Source organism: Proteiniphilum sp., assembly GCF_034927365.1.
In the GTDB taxonomy this organism is placed as follows: Bacteria; Bacteroidota; Bacteroidia; order Bacteroidales; family Dysgonomonadaceae; genus Proteiniphilum.
Genome location: NZ_JAYFQD010000007.1, coordinates 279,185 through 304,295 on the forward strand (window position 1 = coordinate 279,185; position 25,111 = coordinate 304,295).

The window sequence follows — 25,111 nt, forward strand, 5'->3', positions numbered from 1 at the left end:
AAAATAGGCAAACCAGACTACTATCCTTCCATATTTCCCGTAAAGTTCTCTTCATTAAAAACGAAAGTAGCCCAGCGCATTATAATAGGATATATTTTCCACCATCTTTCCCAGAAATACCATTTCAGAGCCAGGCAAAAGTCCTTTTTCTACATCATCACCGATCAGGTTGCAGAGTATCCTGCGGAAATACTCGTGCCGGGGATAAGAAACGAAACTGCGGGAGTCGGTGAGCATACCCACAAAACGGCTGAGTAGCCCCTGGGTGGAGAGTATATTCATCTGGTCTTCCATCCCATCTTTCTGGTCAAGGAACCACCATCCCGAACCAAACTGGATCTTTCCCGGACAAGAACCATCCTGAAAATTGGCTATCATCGCTGCAATCAGATAGTTGTCACGGGGATTCAGATTATAGACGATCGATTTCGCCAACTTACCCTCTTTCTCGAGGCTGTCGAAAAAGAGAGAAGCCAACTTCGCCACCCCTGTGGGGTCGTTGATCGAGTCGTATCCTGAATCCGTCCCAATGCTATCAAACATTCGTGAATTATTATTCCTTATCGCACCGTAATGAAACTGCTGCACCCACCCCTTTTCGTAATTGAGCAGGGCATTCTCATACAACATCTTCGATTTGAACTTCACTACTTCTTCCGGTGTCAATACTTCATGCAAGCGGGTAACCTTCCCGAAAATTGTCGCCGCCTCCTCGGTAGTACAAGGCTCAGCATAGAAATTGTCGATCCCATGATCGGCCAGCTTGCATCCACAGGACTGAAAGTAATCGTGCCGCTGCCGGATAGCGTTCAGGTAATCAGAGAAACTATCTATCCCGAAACCGCACATATCTTCCATGCGACGGATATAAGCCCTGAAACTCTCTCCATTTTCGACTGCCATCGACTTATCTGGCCGCCACGTCGGCAACACCTTTGTCTCAAAGCCACTTTCCTTGATCTGCCGGTGATATTCCAGCGTATCACAGGGATCATCGGTAGTGCAGACAACTTCCACCCGGAAGCGCCGCATCAGCCCCCGCGCTGAAAACTGAGGCTGCCGGAGCATATTATTGGCCGTTTCATATATTTCACGAGCCGTTTCGGGACTCAGTAATTTATCTATATCAAAGACCCGCTTCAACTCCAAATGCGTCCAATGATACATCGGGTTACGCATAGTATAGGGGATGGTCGCTGCCCATTTTTCAAATTTTTCCCAATCGGAAGCATCCCCCGTGATATATTTTTCTTCTACCCCGTTGGCACGAAGCAGCCTCCATTTATAATGGTCGCCACCCAACCAAAGCTCCGTAATACTCCGGAACATACGATCTTCTGCTATTTCCCGGGGATCTAAATGACAATGATAATCAATTACCGGAAGTTTCTCCGCATGTTCATGATACAGTTTCTTCGCCGTCTCTGTCTGAAGCATAAAATTTTCATGAATAAAATTCTTCATATAACATCTTTTTTGGATTTTCCCGTTCTTTATATATGTATCTGTTCACGAACACACCCATATCTGTTCTAATTTCGACCGATTGAACATCTCTTTCTTGCTTTTTTGGAAAAAAAGTGCATTTTTTTTCTCGATAAAGAAATTAGTTTTACTTTTGTGTACCTGCACAAAATTACAATAGGTTCTGTGACAAACAAAACGAATCGACATTTTTTTTCTGCAGAGAGGCTTTTTTTTAAAATATCTTACCATTAAGATGCGAAAAGTGATTACCTTCGGCGAGATCATGATACGTCTTGCCACACCGGATTATAAGAGATTTATACAATCGGATCATCTTACCGCTACCTTTGGCGGAGGTGAAGCCAACGTAGCCGTTTCGCTGGCAAACTACGGCATACCCGTGGAGTTTGTCACCCGCCTACCAGAGAATGATATTGCTTCATGGTGCATCGCCGATCTCAGAAAAATGAATGTCGGTACAGCACACATTGTGAAAGGTGGTGATCGTATGGGAATCTATTTTCTGGAGACCGGCGCCGTAGCCCGCCCATCGAAAGTGGTGTACGATCGGGCGCATTCCTCGATCGCTGAAGCAGATAAGGGAATGTTCGACTGGAAAGAGATACTCAAGGATGCTTCATGGTTCCACTGGACGGGTATCACTCCCGCCCTTTCACAAGGGGCTGCCGATGCTTGTCTCGAAGCCATTCATACCGCTAACGAACTGGGAGTTACGGTGTCATGCGACCTCAATTTCCGGAAGAACTTATGGAAATACGGCAAGAAAGCATCTGAAATTATGCCTGAACTGGTGAAAGGTTGCGACATTATCCTAGGCAACGAAGAGGATGCTGAGAAGGTGTTCGGCATCAAGCCGGAAGGATTCCGGGTGGAAGAGACCGGAGGTGAAGTAGATGCAGTTGAATTCGAATCGGTCTGCAAACAACTGATGTATAAGTTCCCCCGCGCCAGGAAGGTGATTATCACCCTCCGCGGTTCCATCAATGCAAATCACAATACCTGGAGCGGATGTCTCTATTCCGACAGGCTCTACCAATCGAAAAGATATGACATCACCCATATCGTGGACAGAGTAGGTGGCGGCGACTCTTTTATGGGTGGGTTGATCTACGGATTACTGACTTACACAGGGGACGACCAAAAGGCGCTCGACTTCGCAGTAGCCGCCTCCTGTCTGAAACATACCATCTATGGCGACTTCAACCTGGTGACGGTAGCCGAAGTGGAGACGCTGATGAAAGGCGACGGATCGGGAAGAGTGGTGAGATAGTTCGCTGCGCATTATTCAATAGTTATTGAATAACAACTGAAAATCAATTGAATTAGAGAATGGCAAAATTTACAAGACTACAAGTATATCAGACCATGGTAGAAACGGGGATGGTCCCGGTTTTCTACCATGCTGATGCGGAAGTGGCAAAAAAAGTACTGAAAGCCTGTTACGAAGGGGGGATCAGGGCGTTTGAATTCACCAACAGAGGTGATTTTGCACATGAGGTGTTTGGCGAACTGATCAAATGGGCAGACAAAGTTTGCCCCGACATGATATTAGGTATCGGCTCCATCGTCGATGCCCCTACTGCCACACTCTATATTCAGTTAGGAGCCAACTTCGTGGTAGGACCTCTGCTGAATCCGGAGATATTCAAAGTGTGCAACCGCCGGATGATAGCCTATTCTGCCGGTTGTGCCACAGCTTCGGAGATAGGGTTGGCACAGGAACTGGGTGCGGAGATCGTGAAGGTATTCCCCGGCGGCAATATAGGTGGTCCATCGTTCGTAAAAAATATCAAGGGTCCGATGCCCTGGTCGCAAATCATGGTCACGGGCGGGGTAGAGCCTACGGAAGAAAGCCTTTCGGCATGGTTCCGGGCAGGAGTAACCTGCGTAGGGATGGGTTCCAACCTTTTCCCGAAAGAGGTTATGGAAAACGAGGAGTGGCATAAGATCACCGAATTATGCAGGGAGAGCCTCTCCATTATCAAGAGGTATCAATCATAGAGACATATCCATCATAAATAAATCACAGGATAAATCGATTTTTATTTTTTGATACTATCTGTCACAATAAAATTCAGAAAATCCTGAGAGCAATCGACCCACATTTATCTGTATTTCATCAATAATCATTATAAAATCATGAGTAGACTAAACGAAGAAGGAAATGTAAAAATGACCAATCACCGCTGGACAATCGTGCTGATGCTGTTTCTGGCGACGACTGTCAATTATCTCGACCGACAGGTATTATCACTGACATGGGCTGACTTTATTGCGCCCGAGTTTCACTGGACCAACAGTGATTATGGCACTATCACCGGTTTGTTCTCCCTATTCTATGCCATATCGATGCTCTTCGCAGGAAAGTTTGTGGACTGGATGGACACCAAAAAGGGATTCCTCTGGGCGATCGGAGTCTGGTCGTTTGGAGCTGTGATACATGCTTTCTGCGGACTTCTTACAGCAGGTATCACTGCCGGAGTATGGACATCCAGTTTCCTGGGGGCACGTGAAGCCATTGGTACGGTTAGTGATATCTCAATGATTGTAAATGTGAGTGTGACACTTTTCATCTTCGCACGTCTGGTCTTAGCCATTGGGGAAGCCGGTAACTTTCCTGCCGCCATCAAGGCCACAGCAGAATATTTCCCCAAAAAAGACAGAGGATATGCCACCGGTCTTTTTAACTCGGGTGCCCAGATCGGAGCATTGCTGGCACCGCTGACCATCCCCTTCATCGCCAGGGCGTGGGGCTGGGAGATGGCCTTCATTGTGATTGGTGCTATCGGATTTATCTGGATGGGATTCTGGGTATTTGTATATGACAAACCTGAAAAGCATAAAAAAGTAAATGCTGCAGAGCTGACCTATATCACTCAGGATGATGAAAAAGATGCAGTAGGGACGATAAAAGATGAAAATGCGGGAAAGAAAGTCTCTTTCAAACAGGCTTTCCGGCACAGACAGACCTGGTCGTTTGCCATTGGTAAATTCCTGACCGACGGGGTATGGTGGTTCCTGTTGTTCTGGATACCGGCTTATCTGAGTTCGGTTTACGGATTAAATTCCACACAAAGTGCACCGCACGTGTTTCTGGTATATGCCATCTCCATGATCTCCGTTTTTGCAGCAGGTTATTTTCCTGCCTATTTCATGAACAGGAAGAAGATGGATCCCTATCAGGGACGCATGAGAGCAATGCTTCTCTTTGCCTTTTTCCCGGTACTGATCCTGCTGGCACAACCGTTAGGCGGAATATCGGTCTGGATCCCGGTAATCATTATCGGTATTGCTGCGGCAGCCCACCAGTCATGGTCGGCCAATATTTTCACCACGGTGAGCGATATGTTCCCCAAACATGCTGTCGGTACTATCACCGGTATCGGTGGGATGGCAGGCGGAATAGGGTCGTTGATCATCAATAAGAGTTCAGGAGTGCTGTTCGATTATACCGCTAATACCCAGATGAAATTCATGGGATTCGAAGGTATCGAAGCAGGCTATTTCATTATCTTCTGTATATGCGCCTTTGCTTATCTGATTGGATGGATCATCATGAAGTCGCTTGTTCCCAAATACCAATTGATCACCGATATGTAATTACAGGATGAAAAAGTATCTTATCGCCCTTCTTATTTTGATGTACTCATCGGCACAAGCACAGTTTCAAGCCGACTGGCAGTCGCTTGACAAGCGGGAAATACCTTCATGGTGGACGGATGCAAAATTCGGAATTTTCATCCACTGGGGATTATATTCTGTACCTGCATATGCTCCCGTGAATGAAGTAGAAGGGATTTATGAGAAATATGCCGAACACTACTACAACCGGCTATTATCCGGAAATAAGTTATTTATCGATTTTCACACTAAACAGTACGGAGAGAACTTCAAATATGCCGATTTTGCCCCGATGTTCAAGGCAGAATACTTCAATCCGGCGGAATGGGCGGAACTGTTCAAAGAGGCCGGAGCCAGATACGTGGTGCTTACATCGAAGCACCACGACGGGTTCTGCCTTTGGCCGAGTACTCATACGCCACGATGGAACAGCGTTGTGATGGGCCCCCACCTCGATATTATCGACACGCTGTCGCATGCTGTACGAGATGTGGGATTGCGTTTCGGACTATATTACTCGTTGCTTGAATGGGCACATCCGTTGTACGCACGGAATTCCATCGAAAAATGGGTGGATACCCATATGATTCCACAGATGAAGGAACTGGTAAATAGCTATAAGCCTGAGATAATTTTTTCGGATGGTGAATGGGACTACGACAGCAAGACACTCAAAAGCGAGGAGTTCCTGGCATGGCTATACAACGAATCGCCGGTGAAGAATTTTGTGGTGGTAAACGACCGATGGGGCAAGGAAACCCGTAGTAAACATGGTGATTATTACACCACCGAATACGATCTGGTACACAATGATAAAGGGATTGGGGACAAGGCGGATCATCCCTGGGAGGAGAGTCGGGGTATAGGCACATCCTATGGATACAACCGGTTTGAGACATCCGATCATTATCTCACATCGAAGCAACTAATCGATATCCTGATAGACAAGGTTTCCAATGGTGGTAATTTCCTGTTAAACGTGGGACCCGATGCCACAGGGATGATACCGGTAGTGATGCAGGAGCGGCTACTCGATATAGGCCGATGGCTGAAGATAAACGGAGAAGCAATTTATTCTTCCCGTACATGGCGAAATACTCATAAACCCGAAAACCCGGATATCGCTTTTACTCAAAAAGAGGGAAATCTCTATGTCATCATCAAAAAATGGCGACAGGGTAATATCGTTATTCCCGGGCTACAGCAGGCAGGAAAAGTCGAATTATTGGGATACTCCAGAGCCATTCATTCATCATTCAAAAATGGCAGATTAACCATTGTCCCACCGGTTTTATCGATTGATGAATACCCGTCACAACACGCTTGGGTCTACAAAATATCCGATTTCAAATAAAACCGAATTCATCGTACAACCGGTAGAATTCCGGATGATTCGGATAATGGGAGGTTCTTACAGCGTTAATGTTGTGCTGTTTCATCAACACAATATCCCGTATCATCGATTCGCGGGTAATATATCTTCGGTATAGGGATCGAACTCATGACAGTTTACACCTTTTATCTTTACGGCTTTTCCGTTGACTAAAAGAGATCCGTCTTTTATTTCGACTTTTCGAAATCCTATATTTACGGGATATTGCCTGCAATACCTGATTACTTCCGATCAACTCAATACCAACGGAATAGAGATTGGGTGTTTCGGCCGTCCGTTTCTTCGGATTCTTGACAGGGATCAATACTGAGGCCAATTGTTCTTTCTGTTTCGTTACTCCGGTTTTAACGATCTTTTCTAAAAGAATCCTCTCTGCTGCATCTTTAAGTGTGACCTATAACCTACACAACAACCTCATTTTAACTATATTAATATATTTATTGATATTGAATTCTACCGGGAGCATACTATCTTTTTGAGATTCTCTCCCCGGAATGAAGATATGATAATAAAATGTGAAAATATGATAAGTATCAAAGGGTGATGGGTTCTTAATTTTGTCAACATATTTACTGCTATTGTTAATTTTAAGAACTCAAACAAATGAAATGAAAAAAGAAATCGAACAAAAAACACGAAAAACAAGAGGTACTTATTTTCTTTGTATACTTCTCTCTGTTTTTTTTGCCGGTGATCTTCTCAATGCCCAGAATATTCCCAATGGAGGCGTTACTGTTCAGGGAAGAATTGTGGACGAACAAGGGGAACCGGTTATTGGAGCCACTATTATGGCGGAGAACACGACTATCGGTACCCTGTCCGATAGTCAGGGAAATTTTCGGCTGACAGTTCCCTCAGGCGTGGAGAACCTCACTATTTCTTTTCTGGGATATGTTACCCAACAAATAAAGGTAACTCCCGGGAAAATAATAGACATTATTTTGATAGAAGATCAGATAATGCTTTCCGAAGTTGTGGTGGTAGGTTACGGCACACAGAAAAAAGAAACGGTAACGGGCTCTATCGAGACGGTGTCCATGAAAGAGCTGGTACAGGCTCCCGTTGCCAATATCAGCAACGCACTGGTCGGCCGGGCACCCGGATTGACAGCCATGCAATCGAGTGGTGAGCCGGGCGACAATGCTTCTACACTACGTATCCGGGGTATGGCCACGCTCAACTGGGATGGGATGGAGCCTTTAGTCGTCATTGATGGAGTACAGAGCAATTTTAGTATCCTCAACACGATGGATGCCCATGAGATCAACAACATCAGTGTACTCAAGGATGCCTCAGCTACTGCCGTGTATGGTGTGCGTGGCGCCAACGGTGTCATTATCGTGACCACGCGTCGGGGGAGGGAAGGTAAGCCCCAATTCAGCTTTTCGAGCAACACGGGTATTTCAGCGTTGGCAACCCGGCTCAAGATGCTGGACTCATACGAATATGGGCTGTTTCGCAACGAAGCCATCCGGAACGACAGGGATCCGGCTCAATACCGCCTGCTCTTTACGGATGATGAGTTGTGGAAGTTCCAAAACAACAGGGATTACACCCCCGAAGAAGTAAATAACATGAGTGGTCTGACTGATCAACAGAGACAGGCTCTGCTCAACAGTCCGGCGCTTTATTATACCAACAACGATTATTTTGCTGACCAGTTTGGGGATTATGGAAGTCAACAACAGTATAATTTCAATGTAACGGGAGGTAGTGAAAAATCCAAATACTTTGCCTCGTTAGGTTATTTCACGCAGGACGGTGTTTTCAAGCCCTCAGGCTATGGTGGCAGCAACCTCAATTCGGAATTCCGAAGATGGAACATGCGATCCAACTTTGATCTTGACGTAGTGAATAACCTAAAGATCAATATTGGTATCGCCGGACAATTTGCCAACAAGCAAGGGATCATGGGAAATCCGCAAGATGGTGATGTTGTTGGGTCATATGCAAGGCATAAGGCCATGCTGGTCGCCATATTGGGTAGCCCTCCCTTCGCAGGGCCGGGTATCGTGGATGGTAAGCTGGTATCCAGTTTTATCGGTGCCGGTACCAATCCCCTGGAAGGAAAAGGGGGTTGGGGTTTTTCGCCTGTCACCAGCCTGTTCGGCCTGGGTATCATGCAAAGCCAGACCACCAATCTCAGCAGCGATATCCGACTGAAACATACTATGGATTATATCACTCCGGGACTATCGGCCGGTGGTACGGTATCTTACTACGATACCTATACAACAGGAAAACAAATATGGCGATCGGTACCCACCTATACCGCCATGCGCAAACCGGACAATCCCGCTGAAATCGTCTATATCGGAGGTACGGTAGGATCGCAGTCTGTCACCGACAATATGAATAACTACAAATGGCGCCAGTTTTACCTGGAGGCCTCCCTGCATTACGACCGTCAATTCAGCGATCATGCGTTGACAGGACTTCTTCTCTACAATGCACAGCGCACCTATCATCCCGGACTGTTGTTTTCTGTACCGGAAGGCCTTATGGGGCTGGCCGGACGCGTCACCTACAACTATCAGGAGCGTTATCTTGCCGAATTTAATATGGGCTACAACGGTTCCGAGAATTTCCCCGAGAGCAAGCGATTTGGGTTCTTCCCTGCATTTTCGGGCGGTTGGGTGCTGAGCAATGAACCATTTTTCCCAAAGAACGATTACGTTTCATTCGTCAAATTCCGCGCATCATATGGAGAAGTGGGTAATGACAAGCTGGCCGGACGCAGATTCCTCTATCTACCCAGCACATGGGCCAATGAGGGAGGCTGGCCGAATGGTTATTATTTTGGTAACAGTAATGGCAGTACCAAAGACCCATTCTATCCGGGAGCTTATGAAAGTGTGGTTGGCAATCCCAACGTAACCTGGGAAAGGGCACGCAAAACCAACTTATCCATGGAAGTCAACCTGTTCAAAGACAGACTCTCTTTTGTGGGAGATATTTTCAGGGAAAAGCGAGACAACATATTGTGGTATCTGGGTACTGTGCCGGACATCGTGGCGGCCTCACTGCCACCGGCCAATATCGGTATAGTCCACAATCGGGGTTTTGAATTTCAATTAGGATGGTCGGATCAGATCAACGACTTCAGGTATGGCATCAGGGGAGATATATCTTATGCCAAAAACACCATTATATTTCAGGATGAACCTCTGTTCCCCTATGAATGGATGAACAGCACAGGATTTTCGCTGGACCAATACAAAGGCTGGAAATCGGACGGAGTTTATACGTCGGCCGAGGAGGCATACAATAGGCCCTATTCGGCCATAGACGGCAACAAAGTGCAGTCAGGCGACCTGCGCTATGTAGACATTGACGGGGACGGTAAGCTGGATATCAACGATAATATCCCCATCGGATATGGCAACCACCCCCGTGTGGGCTACAGCAGTACGATCGATCTGGGCTACAAAGGGTTCAATTTATCGGTATTGTTCATAGGTTCGGACCAGGGTACCTTCCGGATACGGGATTTCTACCTGCTCAACCCTTTCTACATGACGCAGGGAAATGCACTGCAGTTCCAGTACGACGGGCGCTGGACCCCGGAGAAAGCCGCAAACGGCGAGGAGATTACTTTCCCAAGAGCGTCTATGCGCACCTATTCCACGATCAGTGGTGTTGAGTCTGATTTTTGGATTGCCTCTACCCGCTTTCTGAGACTCAAGAATGTGGAGGTGAGTTATCTGTTTAATGGTGATTGGGTAAAGCGGGCAGGCTTGAGTGGTTTGAGGATATATGCCAACGGCAATAACCTCTATACATGGAATAGCCGCAGGCTGATAGAAGGTATTGATCCCGAGCAACAGGATTCGGGGGGTGCCTCTCAGGGATATGTGTACCCGATGATGCGGATTTACAATTTTGGTTTACAATTACAATTCTAAGACGATGAAGATTTTCAAATATATAATAAGTGCCACGTTGCTCATGATAGTTATCAGTAGCTTTTTTAGCTGTGAAGATGATTTTCTGCGCAAACCGATCGGCAGCGACTTGAATGTGGACTCGATCTTTTCCACCAAGCAGAAGGCGATGTCCGCTATTGCCAAGGCTTACGGTAATTCGCTGGCTTCGGGTATCAATATCTCCGGTTGGGACAATGATCGGACATGGAATTTGCGTGGCGGAACCATAGGCCATTTGTCGGGCGAGATCAATGCTACCAAGTTCAATTGGGAGGATAGCTGGCTTATCCAGCGTGGAGGTATGGTAGCCGACGACGGATCGGGTCTTGCACGGAGTGATGACGGTTTTGGGTTCAACTATGCATCCATACGGCAAAATTACCTGGTCATCGAGAATATCGACAAGGTACCGGACATGTCTGATGAAGAAAAAAGAATAGTCAAAGCCGAGATGCAACTGCTGTCGGCATACCGCTATCAGGAGATGTTCAAGCGTTACGGTGGTGTACCTCTCGTCAAAGAGATACTTACTCCCGATATGGATGTGAAGATTCCGAGAGCGACCTTGCAGGAAACGCTGGATTATATTTTGGAGCAATGTGATGAAGCTTATCCCTATCTTCCGGACAAGCATGATCAAAGCATGGAAGGCCGCATGACCAAAGGGATAGCATTAGCCGTCAAGGCTGAAGCACTGATCTATGCGGCGAGACCCTTGTTTAACAGCTCCACTCCCTATATGTCTCTGGGCTCACACAACAATCTGATCTGCTTTGGCTCGGCCGATAAGCAACGATGGCAGGACGCGGTGGATGCCAGTCTGGAGGTCATCCAATGGGCATCGGCCAATGGTTACCAGATTATCAATACCGGTGATCCGTTACGCGATTACGGTATAGCGGTATCAACACCCGGCAATAAAGAGGTATTATTAGCATACAAACTGCAAGATGGTTTTGGGCAGCAAAACTACAGTTGCAACTCACAAGGAGGCGGCTGCAATGGCATGAGCTTTTACCAGTTGCAGCAATATCTCAAAGTCGATGGGGCAGAGCAGGAATGGCCTGCCGTAGGAGAGGAGCGGAATGCGGTGGATTATTACACCCGTATGGAGGAGATGGAGCCACGCTATAAGGCTTCAGCCATGGCAGCCGGCAGAGATGCCTGGAACAATCCGGGTGATACTTATTGGTCCAGCAACAATGTAACAGGACGTTCCAACTGGGAAGGACGTGCCGGAAATGAAGCCTGCGGGCGTCGGGTCAAGTTTTGGTACCGTGCCGGCACCAGGGATTGGTTTAATTTCCCATTGTATCGTCTGGCTGAATTCTATCTGAACGTGGCCGAAGCGTATAACGAACTGGATAAACCTGCGGATGCACTTACCTACCTGAACGTGATACGCCGGAGAGCCGGCTTGCCCGATGTGACGGTAACGGACAAAGATGCGCTCCGCAAAATTATCCAACGGGAATGGGCCGTCGAATTTTACGAAGAAATGCACCGTCTGTACGATGTCAAGCACTGGAAACTGAAAGATATCGGTAATGGTATCATCGGAGGGTCGAAGAAAGCTTTCGCATTTACCTACCTTAACGGCAACGATGGCTGGACAGAGAGTGATTATCTGGGCTATACGGTACAGGAAGTATATAACGGTTTTTGGGCACAGAACCAGTATCTCTCGCCATTCCCCAAAAGCGAGGTTAATAAAGATTATATCATTCAAAATCCGGGCTATTAACATGAAAATTAATTATAAGATGAACAAGAAAAAAACAGATAAGTTATGGACCAGGGCCTGTTTTTTTGTGGGATTTTCTGCTATAGCAGGTACGCTGTTCGCACAATCTACCTTACCTGACAGCCTGCGGAATAACGACAACCAACAGGTAAAAAACCACCTGTTGGCCATTCCCCTCACCGAACAGACAGGCGCTGTCTCTTCGGTTTCGGGCAGCGAACTGTACAAGACGCCTACTGCCAACCTGTCCAACACCTTATATGGCCTTTTGCCGGGACTTACAGTGATACAGGGATCGGGGGAACCTGGCTATGACGGTGCCAGCCTTTTTATCCGTGGCATGAGTTCGTACAATGGTGGTAACTACACCATTTTCGTAGATGGTTTCCAGACCACCTGGACTTATTTTCAGTACCTCTCACCCACGGAGATAGAGACGGTGAATGTACTGAAAGATGCGGTCTCCTTAGCTTCACTGGGCATGAAAGGTGCAAACGGAGCAATATGGGTGACAACCAAACGGGGAAGTGAACAGCAACCGACAGTGCGGGTACAAACCCGTACCGGCTTCCAAAGACCCATTCACATCAATAAGCCGCTGGACTCCTACGGCTATGCGACACTCTACAACGAGGCCTACAGCAACGACAATGGCCGTGTATGGACACCGGTATATTCTGCTGCCGACTTGCAGAGCTATCAAAACCGCTCCGGCATCAATGTGGATTGGTATGACGAGGTGCTGAAAGAGCAGACACCCTTCACCACGACGGATCTACAGTTTATTGGAGGGAATGAGATTGTCCGCTATTTTGTAACCACCGGTTATATGAACAGCAATGGCTTGTACGATGTCCCGAATGATGATACGCACAGCAACGCACGCTTGCAGCAGTTCAATCTGCGTGCCAATGTCGATTTTAATGCCTTTGATATTGTGGAGGGAAAGATTGATATGGGCGGACGCACCGAAGACCGCCGTTTCCCAAACTATACCGGGGGTACCCTATGGCATAATCTGGCAACTTATCCGAGCAATATCTATCCGGTCAAAAACTCAAATGGCTCCTGGACAGGCACGCTTAACTACCCCGACAATCCGGTAGCCAGTATACACGCAAAAGGTTATAATTCCACACACGATCGTACAATACAGGCCAATTTCACACTCAAGGAGAAGCTCGATTTTATCCAAAAAGGGTTATATCTGCGTCAGGCTATATCGTTCAGCACCTGGTCGCGCGGAAGCTATGATGTGACCCGCAATTATGCGCGGTATATCGGTACGGTACGGCAGACCCCGGACGTGGATACCGATTATATCATCAGTGATGATTGGGGTACCAACCAATGGAGTTACAACCATTGGTTTGTAGAAGGGGGTTATGAAACATCTTTTGGAGCAAACAAACTGCATGCCATAGTCAACTTTCAGCAGTCCATCTACAAAAATGATGCGAACAGTAACGCCGTCGCAGACATCAACACCGTCTATGCAAATCAGAACCTCAGCGCACGGGTACATTATAGTTTCGACAACAAATATCTGGCAGACCTGTCATTGGCATACAGTGGCTCAGACAATTTCGCACCAGGAAACCGTTTTGGATTCTATCCGGCCGTTGGGCTGGGCTGGCTGCTACACAAAGAGGAGTTCCTCAGTGAGCAAGCCTATATCGACTTCTTTAAGCTTCGTGTTTCAGCAGGCCTGTCCGGTTACGACGGAGATGTGGGAAGCCGGAGATATCTTTACCAACGCTATTATTCCGGTTTGGGTTCATACCCGACAGGAAACGGAGAGCCTCAGTGGAATCAGGGTCAAGGGGAGTTATATACACCCAATCCACAGATTTTTGCCGAAAAAAGCATGAAATATAACCTGGATATTGATCTGACCCTGTTCAAGGGATTGGATATCTCCATAGATGCTTTTGTGGACAACAGGTCGGGGATTCCCACCACCGACAACTCCCTCTCCGCTCTATTCGGTACCATCCCACCGGTCGCAAACATTGGCAAAGTGAACAATAAAGGAGGCGAGTTAACGGTACAATACCGGGGCAAATCAAATGAATTTGGCTACCGTATCGGCGCAATGGCCTCTTATGCGGTCAACCGTATTGAGTACATGGCCGAGGTCACCCCTGCCACTCCCAATATCACACAGACTGGCCGTACCATTGGTACGCGCTTTGGTTACGATGCTATAGGGTTCTACGATGTGAACGATTTTGATGGTTCGGGACAGCTGCTCAGCAACATAGCCGCTCCGTCATTCGGTGCTGTACAACCCGGAGACGTACGTTATAGGGATGTCAACGAAGACGGTTTTATAGATGAAAGGGATAAGATAGAGATTGGTAAACCCTGGTTACCCAGCCTGACCTATGCTTTCAACCTTGGATTTGATTTCAAGGGATTCGACTTGTCCATATTGGCACAGGGTATGGGAGGCCGTTCAATCGATTTGTTGGATGCCGCCAGCCAGGTATTGGCTTTTAATAATTTTGGCAATGCTTATGCCATTGCCAACAACAGATGGGCATATTACCCTTCTGAGGGGATAGATACCCGTAATACAGCGACTTATCCTCGCTTGTCTACGGCCTATAATCTCAATAACTATCAGTCATCATCGTTATGGATCAAATCGGCCAATTTTCTGCGCATACGCAATATAGAACTGGGTTATCAGTTACCGGCTTCCCTGTTGGAAAGGGTGAAGATAAGAGATGCCCGGATCTATATCAGTGGGGTCAACCTGTTCACCTTTAGCAAACTGACAGATAAATATGGCCTTGATCCGGAGACCCTGTCAGGTTATTCGGGACTGAAATCTTATAATGTTGGTTTAACCTTTAGTTTTTAAATGATTATGAAACGATATATAAAGTTATGTCTGTTATCCGTTATCTTGTTTGGTGTATCCTGTGATCATCTGGATACGCGATTGGATACGCAGGCTACCGATGAAACGATCGAGACAGGTTACTCAGCCTTGTTCGGGTTCGGTTATGCGCCGTATAGTTTCCTGCACAGCGGATTCTATACCTTGTCGGGCAACCTGTTTGCAGCCGCTACCGATGAAGGGGAGAATACCGATCCGAGTTCAGATGCCCAGATGTTCAATTTGGGAGCGATCTCTCCTTACGTCAATCCTGACAATCCCTATTCCAATAATTATGCGGGCATACGTGCAGCCAACTATTTCCTTGAAAATTCGGAAGATTATGTAGAAAGGCTAAAACACAACAGGGATACGATTAGCGAGAATGAAAAATGGCAATATCAACTCGACGTACAGGACATTGGATGGCTCAGGGCAGAGAGCAGGGTGTTACGCGCCTATTTTTATTTCGATCTGATCAAGCGGTACGGAGGTGTACCTTTGGTCACGAAAGTATTACAATATGGAGAGAATACCCATCTGCCCCAGAACAGCTACGATGATATCATTGACTTTATCGTACGGGAAGTCGATGCGGTGAAGGATGATTTGCAGGTAGACTGGAAAGAATTTGATGCCGGACGCGACGGCCGCTTTACCCAAGGGGCAGCACTGGCACTAAAATCCCGTGCCCTGCTCTACGCAGCCAGCCCGTTAAACAATCCGGGCAATGATCTGGATAGATGGCGCAAGGCAGCCAAGGCAGCACACGATGTTATCAGTCTGGGGCTATACAGTTATCACCCCGATTATGGGGAGTTGTTCCTGGGCGACAATTCCACGTGGAGTTCCGAATCGATATTCGCCATCCGCCTGGGAGGTAACAATGATATTGAAAAAATGAATTACCCCATTGGTACGCCCGGTGGAGCAAGTGGTGTCACTCCATCACACAACCTGGTACAGGCATACGAATATCTTGGGACTCCAGACCCGGAGAATCCCTATGCCAACAGGGATCCTCGTTTATCGGCGACTATAGTGTACAATAACAGTACATGGAATGCCCGGACAATAGAGATATGGCCGGGTGGGAATGATGACCCTGCCAATCTCAATAGTTCCCGTACGGGCTATTATCTGAAAAAATTTCTCAATCCTGCGCTCAATCTGACGCAGAACGAAACGGAACTGCACAGTTGGATTGTGTTTCGCTACGCAGAAATCGTCCTGAACTATGCAGAGGCGATGAACGAGGCTTATGGTCCCGACAATGATAATGGATATGGCCTTTCAGCACGTCAGGCTATCAACCAACTGAGAGGGCGAACCGGTGTCGGTATGCCGGATGTGATAGCTGCCAACCAGATGGAAATGCGAGAACGTATCAAGCACGAACGACGGATAGAACTGGCTTTTGAAGATCACCGCTATTGGGACCTGTTGCGCTGGAAAGATGCTGAAACGGTGTTGAACCAACCGCTGAAGGGAATACGGATCACCCATACGGGAAGCACGTTTAGTTACCAGATGGTCGACGTGGAGAATAGAACCTTCCATGCACCCCGTATGTACCGACACCCTATTCCGATATTTGAGATTAATAAATCAGAAGGGGTCCTGACGCAAAATGAAGGTTGGTAATGAATTTTTTAAAATATAGACTAATGAAAACAAAACATATATACTCTCTTCTCCTCGTTGTGCTGCTGGCAGCACTTATCACCTGTGAGAAGGCCGATTCGGACAAGGACTGGGGCAACTCGCTGATCTATCTGCCACAGGCAGCCTTGTTAGACGGAGGCAATACCATTCATTATCCGGTACCGTTTGACAAAAATGCCGCATTACAGAACTATATCATCGACTCCACCGGAACAAACACGATAAAAGTGATTATGGGCGTGTACCGCTCCGGTTTGGAAGAGTTGCAGGGATATTCGGTATCGGTGCTGCCCAACCCTGCAGTGCTACAACAAAAGCTGGCAGAGATAGAAGATTCCTTCGAATTGCCGGCAGACCTGTATAGCTTTCCGGCCACGGTAGATGTACCCGACGGGAAACGAGGAGCAGACTTTTACGTGACCATAGACAGGAAAAGGCTTTTGGAAGAATACGGTCATCTCCGGAACAAATCCATGATAATTGCCTTGTCTATTGACAAGCCGACAAGGTATACACTCAATGATAAGCTGAGCACAGTAGTCGTAGTCATCAACATGTCGGAGTTTGTGCCCGAACCGGTGTTGCCCAATATTCTTGCCGGAGGCGAGTTTAATCCGGGCGATGAGGCATACTGGACCGTAGTAAAGCAAGATCCCATGACACATGATACGGACATTAGTTTCGCCGGCGGAAAGTTAAGATTCTCCACATCTCCCGGTTCACTTCAAACCAACTATGCAGTTTATCAAGCTGTAGAGGTCGTACAGGGCAAAAAATACCAATTGAGGGGAGATATAGAAACGGAGAATGTAACCAATGGTTGGTTTGAGTTTTTCCTGCATCCCAATGAACCGGAATATGGAGGAGACTATAGTTTCGGTAGATTTCTTGAGTTTACCTCTTGGACAGAGGGTTGTCTGGGAACCATATCAGGGAATATCCAGGATCTTTACTGTGGAGGAAGCGCTGCACCGGGAGCCATATTTACTTCCAATTTCAGCGGCACTGTCTTTTTTGTGATGAAAGCAGGCGTTTGGGACGGTTCGATAGGCAAGATCGAAGTGGATAATTTGAAAATTTTAGAATTGGAAGATTGATCGGTTACACAAAACAGATAGCATAATGAAAACAAAATATCTATTCAGGAACACCATAGTTCTATTGCTTTTGGCCTTTATCTCCTCCTGTGAGGAAGATGCACCGGACACACAGGAGCCGGGGTTAATATCCCTGTCGCAGGTTTCGCAGGATTACGTCCTCAATGAGGAAGAGGGTACAATACAATTTACCTTGGCTGTGTCTCTCTCCGGACAGGATAATCCGCAGGCATTCTCGGTATTGGTACAGCCCAATCTTGTTTTATTAAAGCAGAAACTGGATGAGATTGAAGATGCTGTCGCCATGCCGGCAGACCTGTACAATGTGCCCGCAACGGTAGAGGTTCCGGACGGCCAGAAGGAGGTTGATTTTCAGTTGACCATCAACCGCAATATACTGATCGAGAAGTATCCCCACCTATATGGTAAGCAGTTGGCAATAGCGGTGGTGGTGGCCCGGCCAAGCCGCTACGGCATCGACGAGACGCATGCTACGGTCGCGATAACTATCAATTCTATTGATGTCATACCCAAACCTGAAGAACCCGTAGAGCCGGAAGGAAATCTACTTAGAAACGGTGATTTCGGAGACGATTCTAATTATTGGACGATTGTGAATATGGGTATGGGCGGCCCGTCACCTTTAAGTATTGAAGATGGGAAACTGAGGATAAAAGGTATGGATAATGCCAGTTGGGCTATTTACCAGGCAGTACAGGTAGAAGCGGGCAAGACCTACAAGCTATCGGGAGAAATTTTTAATGGTGGTTTCGCTTCTAATAACTATATTTGGGCTCAATTTTACGTGCATGCGACCCAGCCTGTAGATGGTACGGACTATAGTCCCAATGGAGATATGCCGGGATGGGAGTTCGGTCCCGATCCTTCGTGGAGTTGTCCGCTACCGGCATCAGGTACGATTGGAGAGCATAAATGCTGGGGTAAGGAAGAGTTCAAGGCAACCGCCACCGGCACTGTTTATGTGACGTTCAAAGCCGGTGGGTTCGGCGGATCCGGATACTTTGACCTGGACAACCTGAAGTTTGAGGAAACAACCTCCACAACACCTGAAGGGCCTGAGGTTCCTGATCCCGAACCCGAACCGGAGGGTAATCTCATCAAAGGCGGGGATTTCGGTCCCGGAAGCGAACAGTTCTGGACAATCATCAACGGGGAGGATAGCGACGGCTTCCATGAGAATATGGCAGTGATAACCAATGGTTATCTGGCATTCGATTACGGAACAGATCAAGGTGGAGGAGCTGTGATGGTATATCAAAAGATTGAACTGGAAAAAGATAAAAGATACAAATTAACAGCTGATTTTTCATCTAACGGAGGCGCTACCGCCCAGGATTTCCAGTTAATCATTGACCACTATGAACCGCAAGAAAGAGTCTGGTACGATATATACAGAGGCAACTGGGAAAATGAAATATTGTTTCTGTATATAGACAATTGGCAGTCGACCGGACTGGGTAATAAATTGAAAGGAAAATTGCAGGAAATTGCTCCATGGGTAGTGAATATAGAGAGGCCCTCAGGAGAGTTTACCGCGAAATTCTCAGGAGAAGGATATATTATACTCCGCTTTGGCAGTTGGGACAGTCCCGGCTCCATTATCATTGACAATCTTTATCTCAAGGAAATGTAAATGATAAGAAATTTATTAATAAAGAAATGAGTATGAGACAAGAAGCAAGTAGTTTATACCCAAAAACCTCTCTTAGGTTAAAAGGGCTGATATTGATAATGTTGATATTTTTTGCTCCATCGGTTATAAGCTGTGGCAAAGACAATGAACATAGAGACAAAGTACCTGACCCGAAGGCTAGTTTTTCATACAGGGCAGATGAGACCAACAAACTTAATATCCAGTTCACCAACGAGTCGGAGAATTATGCTTCGGTCACCTGGAATTTTGGAGACAACTCCAAACCTTCTGTAGAAAAAAATCCTTCGCATCTCTATAATTCAGACGGTACCTATCCTGTGACACTGACGGTTGCAAACAGTGCAGGCGCAACCGACAGCAAAAAGATAGATATAACCGTCGCACCGAATAATCCAAAGGCCGATTTCTCGTTCAAGAGGGATGAGGATAACGGATTTAAGATCAACTTCACGAACCACTCCGAGAATGGGACATCCTATTCATGGGACTTTGGGGATAACTCCGGAACTTCCACCGAAAAAGATCCATCCCATACATACACTTCGGAGGGAATCTATAGTGTGACACTGACGGTAAAGAATAGTGCAGGTGTGGCCGACAGCAGAAAAGCAGAGATTCCCATACCCATCGTCAGCGTATCCGGAGAGCCTGTACCCATTGGAGATATAGGGGAGTGGAAACAGATCTTTTATGATGATTTCACTAAAGATGCTCCGGTCGGTTCCTGGGGAAGCGAATGTGATCCTCATAAGATTGTCTATGTGGGCGAGCAGGGACAGCAATGGAGGGCATACCCTAAATGCTATAAGGATACTTACCAAAAACGACCATATCGTTCGGATAAAGTCCTATCGGTAAAGAATGGCGCCCTCCACTTTTACCTGCATACCGTAGATGGTGAGCCTGCCGGAGCCAATCCGTCACCTGTCATCGGTTCCGATGGCAACCAGTATCAGATGTACGGGCGCTATACGGCGAGATTCAAGGTGGACAGCCCCAATCTGCATGAATATTATGCAGCATGGCTATTGTGGCCGCAATCCGAGAGATGGCCATATGACGGTGAAGAGGATTGGCCGGAAGGGGGACTGGCCGGAAATATCGGAGGCTTTCATCATTTTGCCGGTCCGGAAGCAGAAAACCCCTCTTGTTATCCCAGTTGTCAGGAGGGAGTGCACACGAATGAAAAGTTTACGGAATGGCACACCTACACAATCGAGTGGCGTCCCGGTAATATCAAATATATCCTTGATGGCAAAGTGGTGCTGGACTCCAATACAGGGGTACCGGATACGCCTATGCGCTGGCAGTTGCAGACCGAGACAAAAGGCAACAGCACCGGAGCTTCGGGCAATCTGATCGTTGACTGGGTAGCGGTTTACAAGTATGAGCCCTGAAATAAGATATAAGAAGTCTGATCCGAATAATTTGATCTAAATAGATTTGTAGTATCTTGGCGACATGCAAAGAAAACTGATCATACTTACCATATCCTTTGTACATATTTTTTGTACAGCTTTTGCCAAGGATGCCTTTAATTTCAGCCAACTGACTATCGGTGACGGACTGTCGAGTGGTTCAGTTACCTGCATTCTTCAGGACAGCAAAGGCTTTATGTGGATAGGTACCGAAGACGGATTGAATAAGTATGACGGTTACCAAATTACCATATACAGGCATAACCCGCAGATACCAAACTCCATTGTCGGAAATTCTATTCGTTGCCTTTTTGAAGACAGCCGGAATAATCTCTGGATAGGACTCAAAGGCGATGGTTTATGCAGGCTGAATTTAAGCACAGGGCAATATACATCCTTCCGTTACGGTGATTCAGAAAATACGATCAGTTATAATGATGTATCGGGGATTGTTGAGGATAAAGAGGGGAGGCTATGGATTGCAGTAGACAGGGGCGGGCTGGATATGTTCGATCCGGTTACGGAAGCTTTTACCCATTATCCACTCCTTGATTCACATTTCAACCAATCGTTGAATAATGCGCTTACAGATATCGAGCTCGACAATAACGGAAACATATGGTTAAGTTCATGGGGAGGAGGAATATATTGCTTTGATACCGCAAATAAGAATTTTACAATTCATCCCTATTGGAAGCAGGAGAAACCGGATGAAAGTGTGTGCAAACATATTTTCTCGCTCTACGGCGACAAGAATGATTTATTGTGGGTTTCCTCCGCACATGGAGGACTCTACGCATTAGACGAAAAGAATAAGGACTATCGGCAATACGCTTTTTCCGACAATACAGAGGAGGGTATCAATACCCGTATGGTGCGTTCGGTCTGTGAAGACGAAGAAGGCAATTTATGGATTGCCACGACCAACGAGGGAATCAATATCGTTGATAAGAAATCAGGACGGATTACCCATGTCCATTCGAATGAGACCGATGGGAAAAACCTGCTCTCCAATAATATCAATTGCATTTATAAGGATAATACCGGTATCATATGGATTGGGACTCACGTAGGGGTTAATTACTACAGTCCTCTATTGTCTCAGTTTTCATTGGTAAAGAAAGAGCATTACGGTTCCGGTTCATTATCGGAGAATCAGGTGCTGTCACTGCTCAAAGATAGCAAAGGTAATCTATGGGTGGGGGAAGTAAGCGGCATTGACAAGATAAGCGCGGACGGAAAAACAATCAAACGCTATCAATTGGGGAACAGTTCCCAACATCCGGACCTTTTCCGCTTCAATCAGGCAATATGTGAGGACCGTTCGGGGAACATATGGATAGGCGGATATTCCAATTATCTGATGAAATACAATCCACAGAATGACAGTTTCACTCAAATCAAGATTCCTTCTCCTGCGAACACCGATTTTTTGTATCGGAACATTTATAATATATATGAAGATTGGGATCGTACGCTCTGGCTTGCCACCGAATTGGGAACAATACATTATGATCCGTACACAGGTGTTTTTACACCTTTATTCGAGAGTAAACAGATCATATATCCCGATGAGAAATCGCGTGTAATCTACCGTGACCAGGATATGGAATTTTGGATAGGAACAGAAAGGGGACTGAGGCGATACGGCCGGAATTTGAAATTAAAGCATATCTATACAGTATATGACAGTATCGGGAAACCCATTACAAACAACTTTATCACAGATATATACGAAGATAAAGATGGTATATTCTGGATTGGGACAATGGGAGGACTGCACCGCTTTGATAAAAAGGAAGAGCATTTTGAACTGATCAAACGTCTTGATATGACGTATGGTGATCCTGTTTTTGGTATATGCAAAGACAAGTCGGATAATTTATGGATAAGTACCACATCCGGTATTCTTAAATATGATATACAAGCAGCTGTATTTCATATCTACAACGAATCAGACGGATTACAAGGCTTAGATTTTCAACAAAGAGCTTTTTTCCAGACGGCAGATGGTGAATTATTTTTCGGAGGCAAAGGTGGTTTCAACTCTTTTTATCCGGAAAAGCTGAAAGTAAACGACCGTAAACCGGCAGTGGTTATCACTGATTTCCTGATATTTAATCAGCCTGTTATTCCAAAAGAAGGAGGTATTCTTTCGAAATCGATCAGTGAAACAAAACAAATCATCATCAATCACCGGCATTCTGTCATTTCATTCAAATTTGTAGGGCTGAATTATATCTCACCACAGAAGAACCGCTATGCCTATAAAATGGAGGGCTTTGACCAGGACTGGATTGAAGTTGGTTCAGAACAGCGTACTGCTATCTATACGAACCTGGATCCGGGAGAATATAAATTCAAGGTAAAAGCTTCCAATAACGACGGTATCTGGAACGAAAAACCAGTCGAACTGAGAATTACCATAAAGCCCCCTTTCTGGAGAACAGTATACGCCTATCTTTTATACATGCTGTTATTAATGGGGATAATTTATCTAATAATCAAATATTTCACCGTCCGGGAAAGGGACCGGAACAATCTTCATATCGCGAAGATAGAGGCGGATCGTATTCGTGAGATGGAAAAAATAAAAATCAATTTATTTACCAATGTATCGCATGAATTCCGTACGCCACTCTCTCTGATCCTGGGACCGTTGACTCAGATCATCGATAAAAAAAGTTACAGGAAAGAGGAGGAGGAGTTGTACATGTTAATGCACCGCAACGCACAGCGTCTGTTGCGGTTAATCAATCAGTTGCTTGACTTCAGGAAAATGGAGGCGGGCAAACTGGAATTGAATCTTCAATACGATAACATCATTAAATTCATCACCAACTTAACCGGTACGTTTTCATTCCATGCAGCCGAGAAGAAGATCCGGTATACGGTTGTATCCACCATACCCGACTTGTGGATGAATTTCGATGCGGATAAGTTGGATAAAATCCTGTATAACCTGATATCCAATGCTTTTCATTATACACCCGAAGGGGGGAAGGTAGATATGCTCCTTTCCGAGATAATCATTGAAGAAAAAAGGTATTTACAAGTGCAGGTAAAAGATACCGGAGTAGGTATTTCCACAGGCGAGATGGAGAAGCTCTTCACTCTGTTTTATCAGGGTAAACGCCAGAAAACAATGCATGAAGGGGGATCGGGTATAGGATTGGCTTTCACGAAAGGACTGATAGATCTGCATCAGGGGAAAATAAGCGTGGAGAGCAAGGTAAACGAGGGTACTTCTTTTACAGTTCAATTACCCGTTAACCATACCGAAACGACAAAAACTATTATCGAGCATTCATCGAATGAGAGTCTCCCCGAAATATTTGATGGAAAAACCGACGGAGAAGAAGTATCTGATGCAGATATGGTATTGGTCGTGGAAGATAACTACGATATGCGGTCCTATATAAAGAATATATTGGGCGGTCAGTTTAATGTTGTGCTTGCCAAAGATGGTCAGGAAGGGCTGGAGATGGCACTGGATATAATCCCCGATTTGATTATCAGCGACATTATGATGCCCTGCATGGATGGTATTGAAATGGTAAAGGCTTTGAGAGATAATGAAAAAACCAACCACATTCCAATCATACTACTCACCTCTCTTCACAATGATTCTCAAGTGGTGGAAGGTTATGAAATCGGGGTGGAGGACTATATCACCAAACCCTTCTCTGCAACGATACTTAATGCCAGAATACAAAACCTGCTGCTATCCAGAAAAAAAATCTGGGAGCAATATAAACAATCGAAAGATCTGGATGAATATGAAGAAAAATTGGCAGAAAACCCACAGAAGCAGGTTTTCATAAAAAAGATAAGCGAAGTGGTAATGGCACATATTTCGGAGACAGACTTCAGTATAGAGCTGTTATCTGACGAGTTGAAAATGAGTCCGAATCAATTGTTGCGAAAGGTAAAGGCATTAATGAACACCACTCCTTATAATGTAATTATCCAGATACGGATGACGCATGCTGCCACCCTGATAAGAGAAGGCAATTATAATATCTCCGAAGTGGCCTTTTTAGTCGGGTATCAGGAGTTATCCAATTTTAGCCGGGCCTTTAAGAAGTATTTCAATATGGCTCCACGTGAATATCTGGCAAGTAAGACAAAAAGAGATTGATGACCATAACGAAGATATATCGATATTTGATAACAAAATATAAAAAAAAGATAAAT

The 25,111-nt window shown here is 45.9% G+C and carries 15 protein-coding genes and 1 pseudogene; 12 read left to right on the forward strand and 4 right to left on the reverse strand.

All coding sequences use genetic code 11. The annotated features are described in order from the left end of the window. Positions 1 to 54 precede the first annotated feature (54 nt). Positions 55 to 1,464 carry a glucuronate isomerase gene (gene uxaC, locus VB073_RS04725; RefSeq protein WP_323402993.1) on the reverse strand — a complete coding sequence of 470 codons (1,410 nt, stop codon included), beginning with the start codon at positions 1,462 to 1,464 and terminating at the stop codon, positions 55 to 57. A 256-nt stretch (positions 1,465 to 1,720) separates the two neighbouring features. On the opposite strand from uxaC, the gene VB073_RS04730 reads away from it, so the two are divergent. The 4 genes from VB073_RS04730 (at position 1,721) to VB073_RS04745 (ending at position 6,463) form a co-directional block, all read left to right on the forward strand. After that, the gene (locus VB073_RS04730; protein ID WP_323402994.1) at positions 1,721 to 2,758 is read left to right on the forward strand and encodes a sugar kinase; all 1,038 of its coding nucleotides are present in this window, start codon (positions 1,721 to 1,723) and stop codon (positions 2,756 to 2,758) included. A gap of 59 nt (positions 2,759 to 2,817) precedes the next feature. Then, positions 2,818 to 3,489 carry a bifunctional 4-hydroxy-2-oxoglutarate aldolase/2-dehydro-3-deoxy-phosphogluconate aldolase gene (locus tag VB073_RS04735; protein WP_323402995.1) on the forward strand — a complete coding sequence of 224 codons (672 nt, stop codon included), beginning with the start codon at positions 2,818 to 2,820 and terminating at the stop codon, positions 3,487 to 3,489. Positions 3,490 to 3,660: 171 nt separating this feature from the next. Then, positions 3,661 to 5,088: an MFS transporter gene (locus VB073_RS04740; RefSeq protein ID WP_323403187.1), complete on the forward strand. Its 1,428-nt coding sequence runs from the start codon at positions 3,661 to 3,663 to the stop codon at positions 5,086 to 5,088. A 7-nt stretch (positions 5,089 to 5,095) separates the two neighbouring features. Further along, positions 5,096 to 6,463: an alpha-L-fucosidase gene (locus VB073_RS04745; RefSeq protein ID WP_323402996.1), complete on the forward strand. Its 1,368-nt coding sequence runs from the start codon at positions 5,096 to 5,098 to the stop codon at positions 6,461 to 6,463. Here the strand turns inward: VB073_RS04745 and VB073_RS04750 are convergent. From VB073_RS04750 to VB073_RS17420, 3 genes and pseudogenes are all read right to left on the reverse strand, one after another. Then, positions 6,456 to 6,584: a glycoside hydrolase family 2 TIM barrel-domain containing protein gene (locus VB073_RS04750; RefSeq protein ID WP_323403188.1), complete on the reverse strand. Its 129-nt coding sequence runs from the start codon at positions 6,582 to 6,584 to the stop codon at positions 6,456 to 6,458. The genes VB073_RS04745 and VB073_RS04750 overlap by 8 nt on opposite strands. Continuing rightward, positions 6,566 to 6,724 (reverse strand): glycoside hydrolase family 2 TIM barrel-domain containing protein, encoded by a 159-nt coding sequence (locus tag VB073_RS17415; RefSeq protein WP_416349503.1) that lies wholly within the window; start codon positions 6,722 to 6,724, stop codon positions 6,566 to 6,568. The genes VB073_RS04750 and VB073_RS17415 overlap by 19 nt, the downstream gene beginning before the upstream one ends. Further along, positions 6,708 to 6,869 (reverse strand): annotated as a pseudogene (locus tag VB073_RS17420) (hypothetical protein); the annotation flags it as partial. The gene VB073_RS17415 and the pseudogene VB073_RS17420, both read right to left, overlap by 17 nt. A gap of 241 nt (positions 6,870 to 7,110) precedes the next feature. Here VB073_RS17420 and VB073_RS04760 point away from each other — a divergent pair. The 8 genes from VB073_RS04760 to VB073_RS04795 all read left to right on the forward strand — a co-directional run bounded on the left by VB073_RS04760 (position 7,111) and on the right by VB073_RS04795 (position 25,055). Next, the gene (locus VB073_RS04760; RefSeq protein ID WP_323402997.1) at positions 7,111 to 10,407 is read left to right on the forward strand and encodes a TonB-dependent receptor; all 3,297 of its coding nucleotides are present in this window, start codon (positions 7,111 to 7,113) and stop codon (positions 10,405 to 10,407) included. Positions 10,408 to 10,411: 4 nt separating this feature from the next. Beyond that, positions 10,412 to 12,172, forward strand: coding sequence for a RagB/SusD family nutrient uptake outer membrane protein (locus tag VB073_RS04765; protein WP_323402998.1), 1,761 nt, complete (start codon positions 10,412 to 10,414; stop codon positions 12,170 to 12,172). Positions 12,173 to 12,191: 19 nt separating this feature from the next. Beyond that, complete coding sequence (locus VB073_RS04770; protein ID WP_323402999.1) at positions 12,192 to 15,041, forward strand: SusC/RagA family TonB-linked outer membrane protein; 2,850 nt, start codon at positions 12,192 to 12,194, stop codon at positions 15,039 to 15,041. Positions 15,042 to 15,047: 6 nt separating this feature from the next. Further along, positions 15,048 to 16,703 carry a RagB/SusD family nutrient uptake outer membrane protein gene (locus tag VB073_RS04775; protein ID WP_323403000.1) on the forward strand — a complete coding sequence of 552 codons (1,656 nt, stop codon included), beginning with the start codon at positions 15,048 to 15,050 and terminating at the stop codon, positions 16,701 to 16,703. 23 nt (positions 16,704 to 16,726) lie between these two features. After that, the gene (locus VB073_RS04780) at positions 16,727 to 17,821 is read left to right on the forward strand and encodes a hypothetical protein (protein ID WP_323403001.1); all 1,095 of its coding nucleotides are present in this window, start codon (positions 16,727 to 16,729) and stop codon (positions 17,819 to 17,821) included. A gap of 25 nt (positions 17,822 to 17,846) precedes the next feature. After that, positions 17,847 to 19,475, forward strand: a complete 1,629-nt coding sequence (locus VB073_RS04785) for a hypothetical protein (RefSeq protein ID WP_323403002.1) — start codon at positions 17,847 to 17,849, stop codon at positions 19,473 to 19,475. A gap of 32 nt (positions 19,476 to 19,507) precedes the next feature. Beyond that, complete coding sequence (locus tag VB073_RS04790; RefSeq protein WP_323403003.1) at positions 19,508 to 20,893, forward strand: PKD domain-containing protein; 1,386 nt, start codon at positions 19,508 to 19,510, stop codon at positions 20,891 to 20,893. Positions 20,894 to 20,957: 64 nt separating this feature from the next. Next, the gene (locus VB073_RS04795) at positions 20,958 to 25,055 is read left to right on the forward strand and encodes a two-component regulator propeller domain-containing protein (RefSeq protein WP_323403004.1); all 4,098 of its coding nucleotides are present in this window, start codon (positions 20,958 to 20,960) and stop codon (positions 25,053 to 25,055) included. The last annotated feature ends 56 nt before the right edge of the window (positions 25,056 to 25,111 follow it).

Coding starts and splice junctions, on each gene's coding strand:
- uxaC (WP_323402993.1), bottom strand. CDS start 1,464: ATGAAGAATTTTATTCATGAAAATTTTATGCTTCAGACAGAGACGGCG.
- VB073_RS04730 (WP_323402994.1), top strand. CDS start 1,721: ATGCGAAAAGTGATTACCTTCGGCGAGATCATGATACGTCTTGCCACA.
- VB073_RS04735 (WP_323402995.1), top strand. CDS start 2,818: ATGGCAAAATTTACAAGACTACAAGTATATCAGACCATGGTAGAAACG.
- VB073_RS04740 (WP_323403187.1), top strand. CDS start 3,661: ATGACCAATCACCGCTGGACAATCGTGCTGATGCTGTTTCTGGCGACG.
- VB073_RS04745 (WP_323402996.1), top strand. CDS start 5,096: ATGAAAAAGTATCTTATCGCCCTTCTTATTTTGATGTACTCATCGGCA.
- VB073_RS04760 (WP_323402997.1), top strand. CDS start 7,111: ATGAAAAAAGAAATCGAACAAAAAACACGAAAAACAAGAGGTACTTAT.
- VB073_RS04765 (WP_323402998.1), top strand. CDS start 10,412: ATGAAGATTTTCAAATATATAATAAGTGCCACGTTGCTCATGATAGTT.
- VB073_RS04770 (WP_323402999.1), top strand. CDS start 12,192: ATGAACAAGAAAAAAACAGATAAGTTATGGACCAGGGCCTGTTTTTTT.
- VB073_RS04775 (WP_323403000.1), top strand. CDS start 15,048: ATGAAACGATATATAAAGTTATGTCTGTTATCCGTTATCTTGTTTGGT.
- VB073_RS04780 (WP_323403001.1), top strand. CDS start 16,727: ATGAAAACAAAACATATATACTCTCTTCTCCTCGTTGTGCTGCTGGCA.
- VB073_RS04785 (WP_323403002.1), top strand. CDS start 17,847: ATGAAAACAAAATATCTATTCAGGAACACCATAGTTCTATTGCTTTTG.
- VB073_RS04790 (WP_323403003.1), top strand. CDS start 19,508: ATGAGACAAGAAGCAAGTAGTTTATACCCAAAAACCTCTCTTAGGTTA.
- VB073_RS04795 (WP_323403004.1), top strand. CDS start 20,958: ATGCAAAGAAAACTGATCATACTTACCATATCCTTTGTACATATTTTT.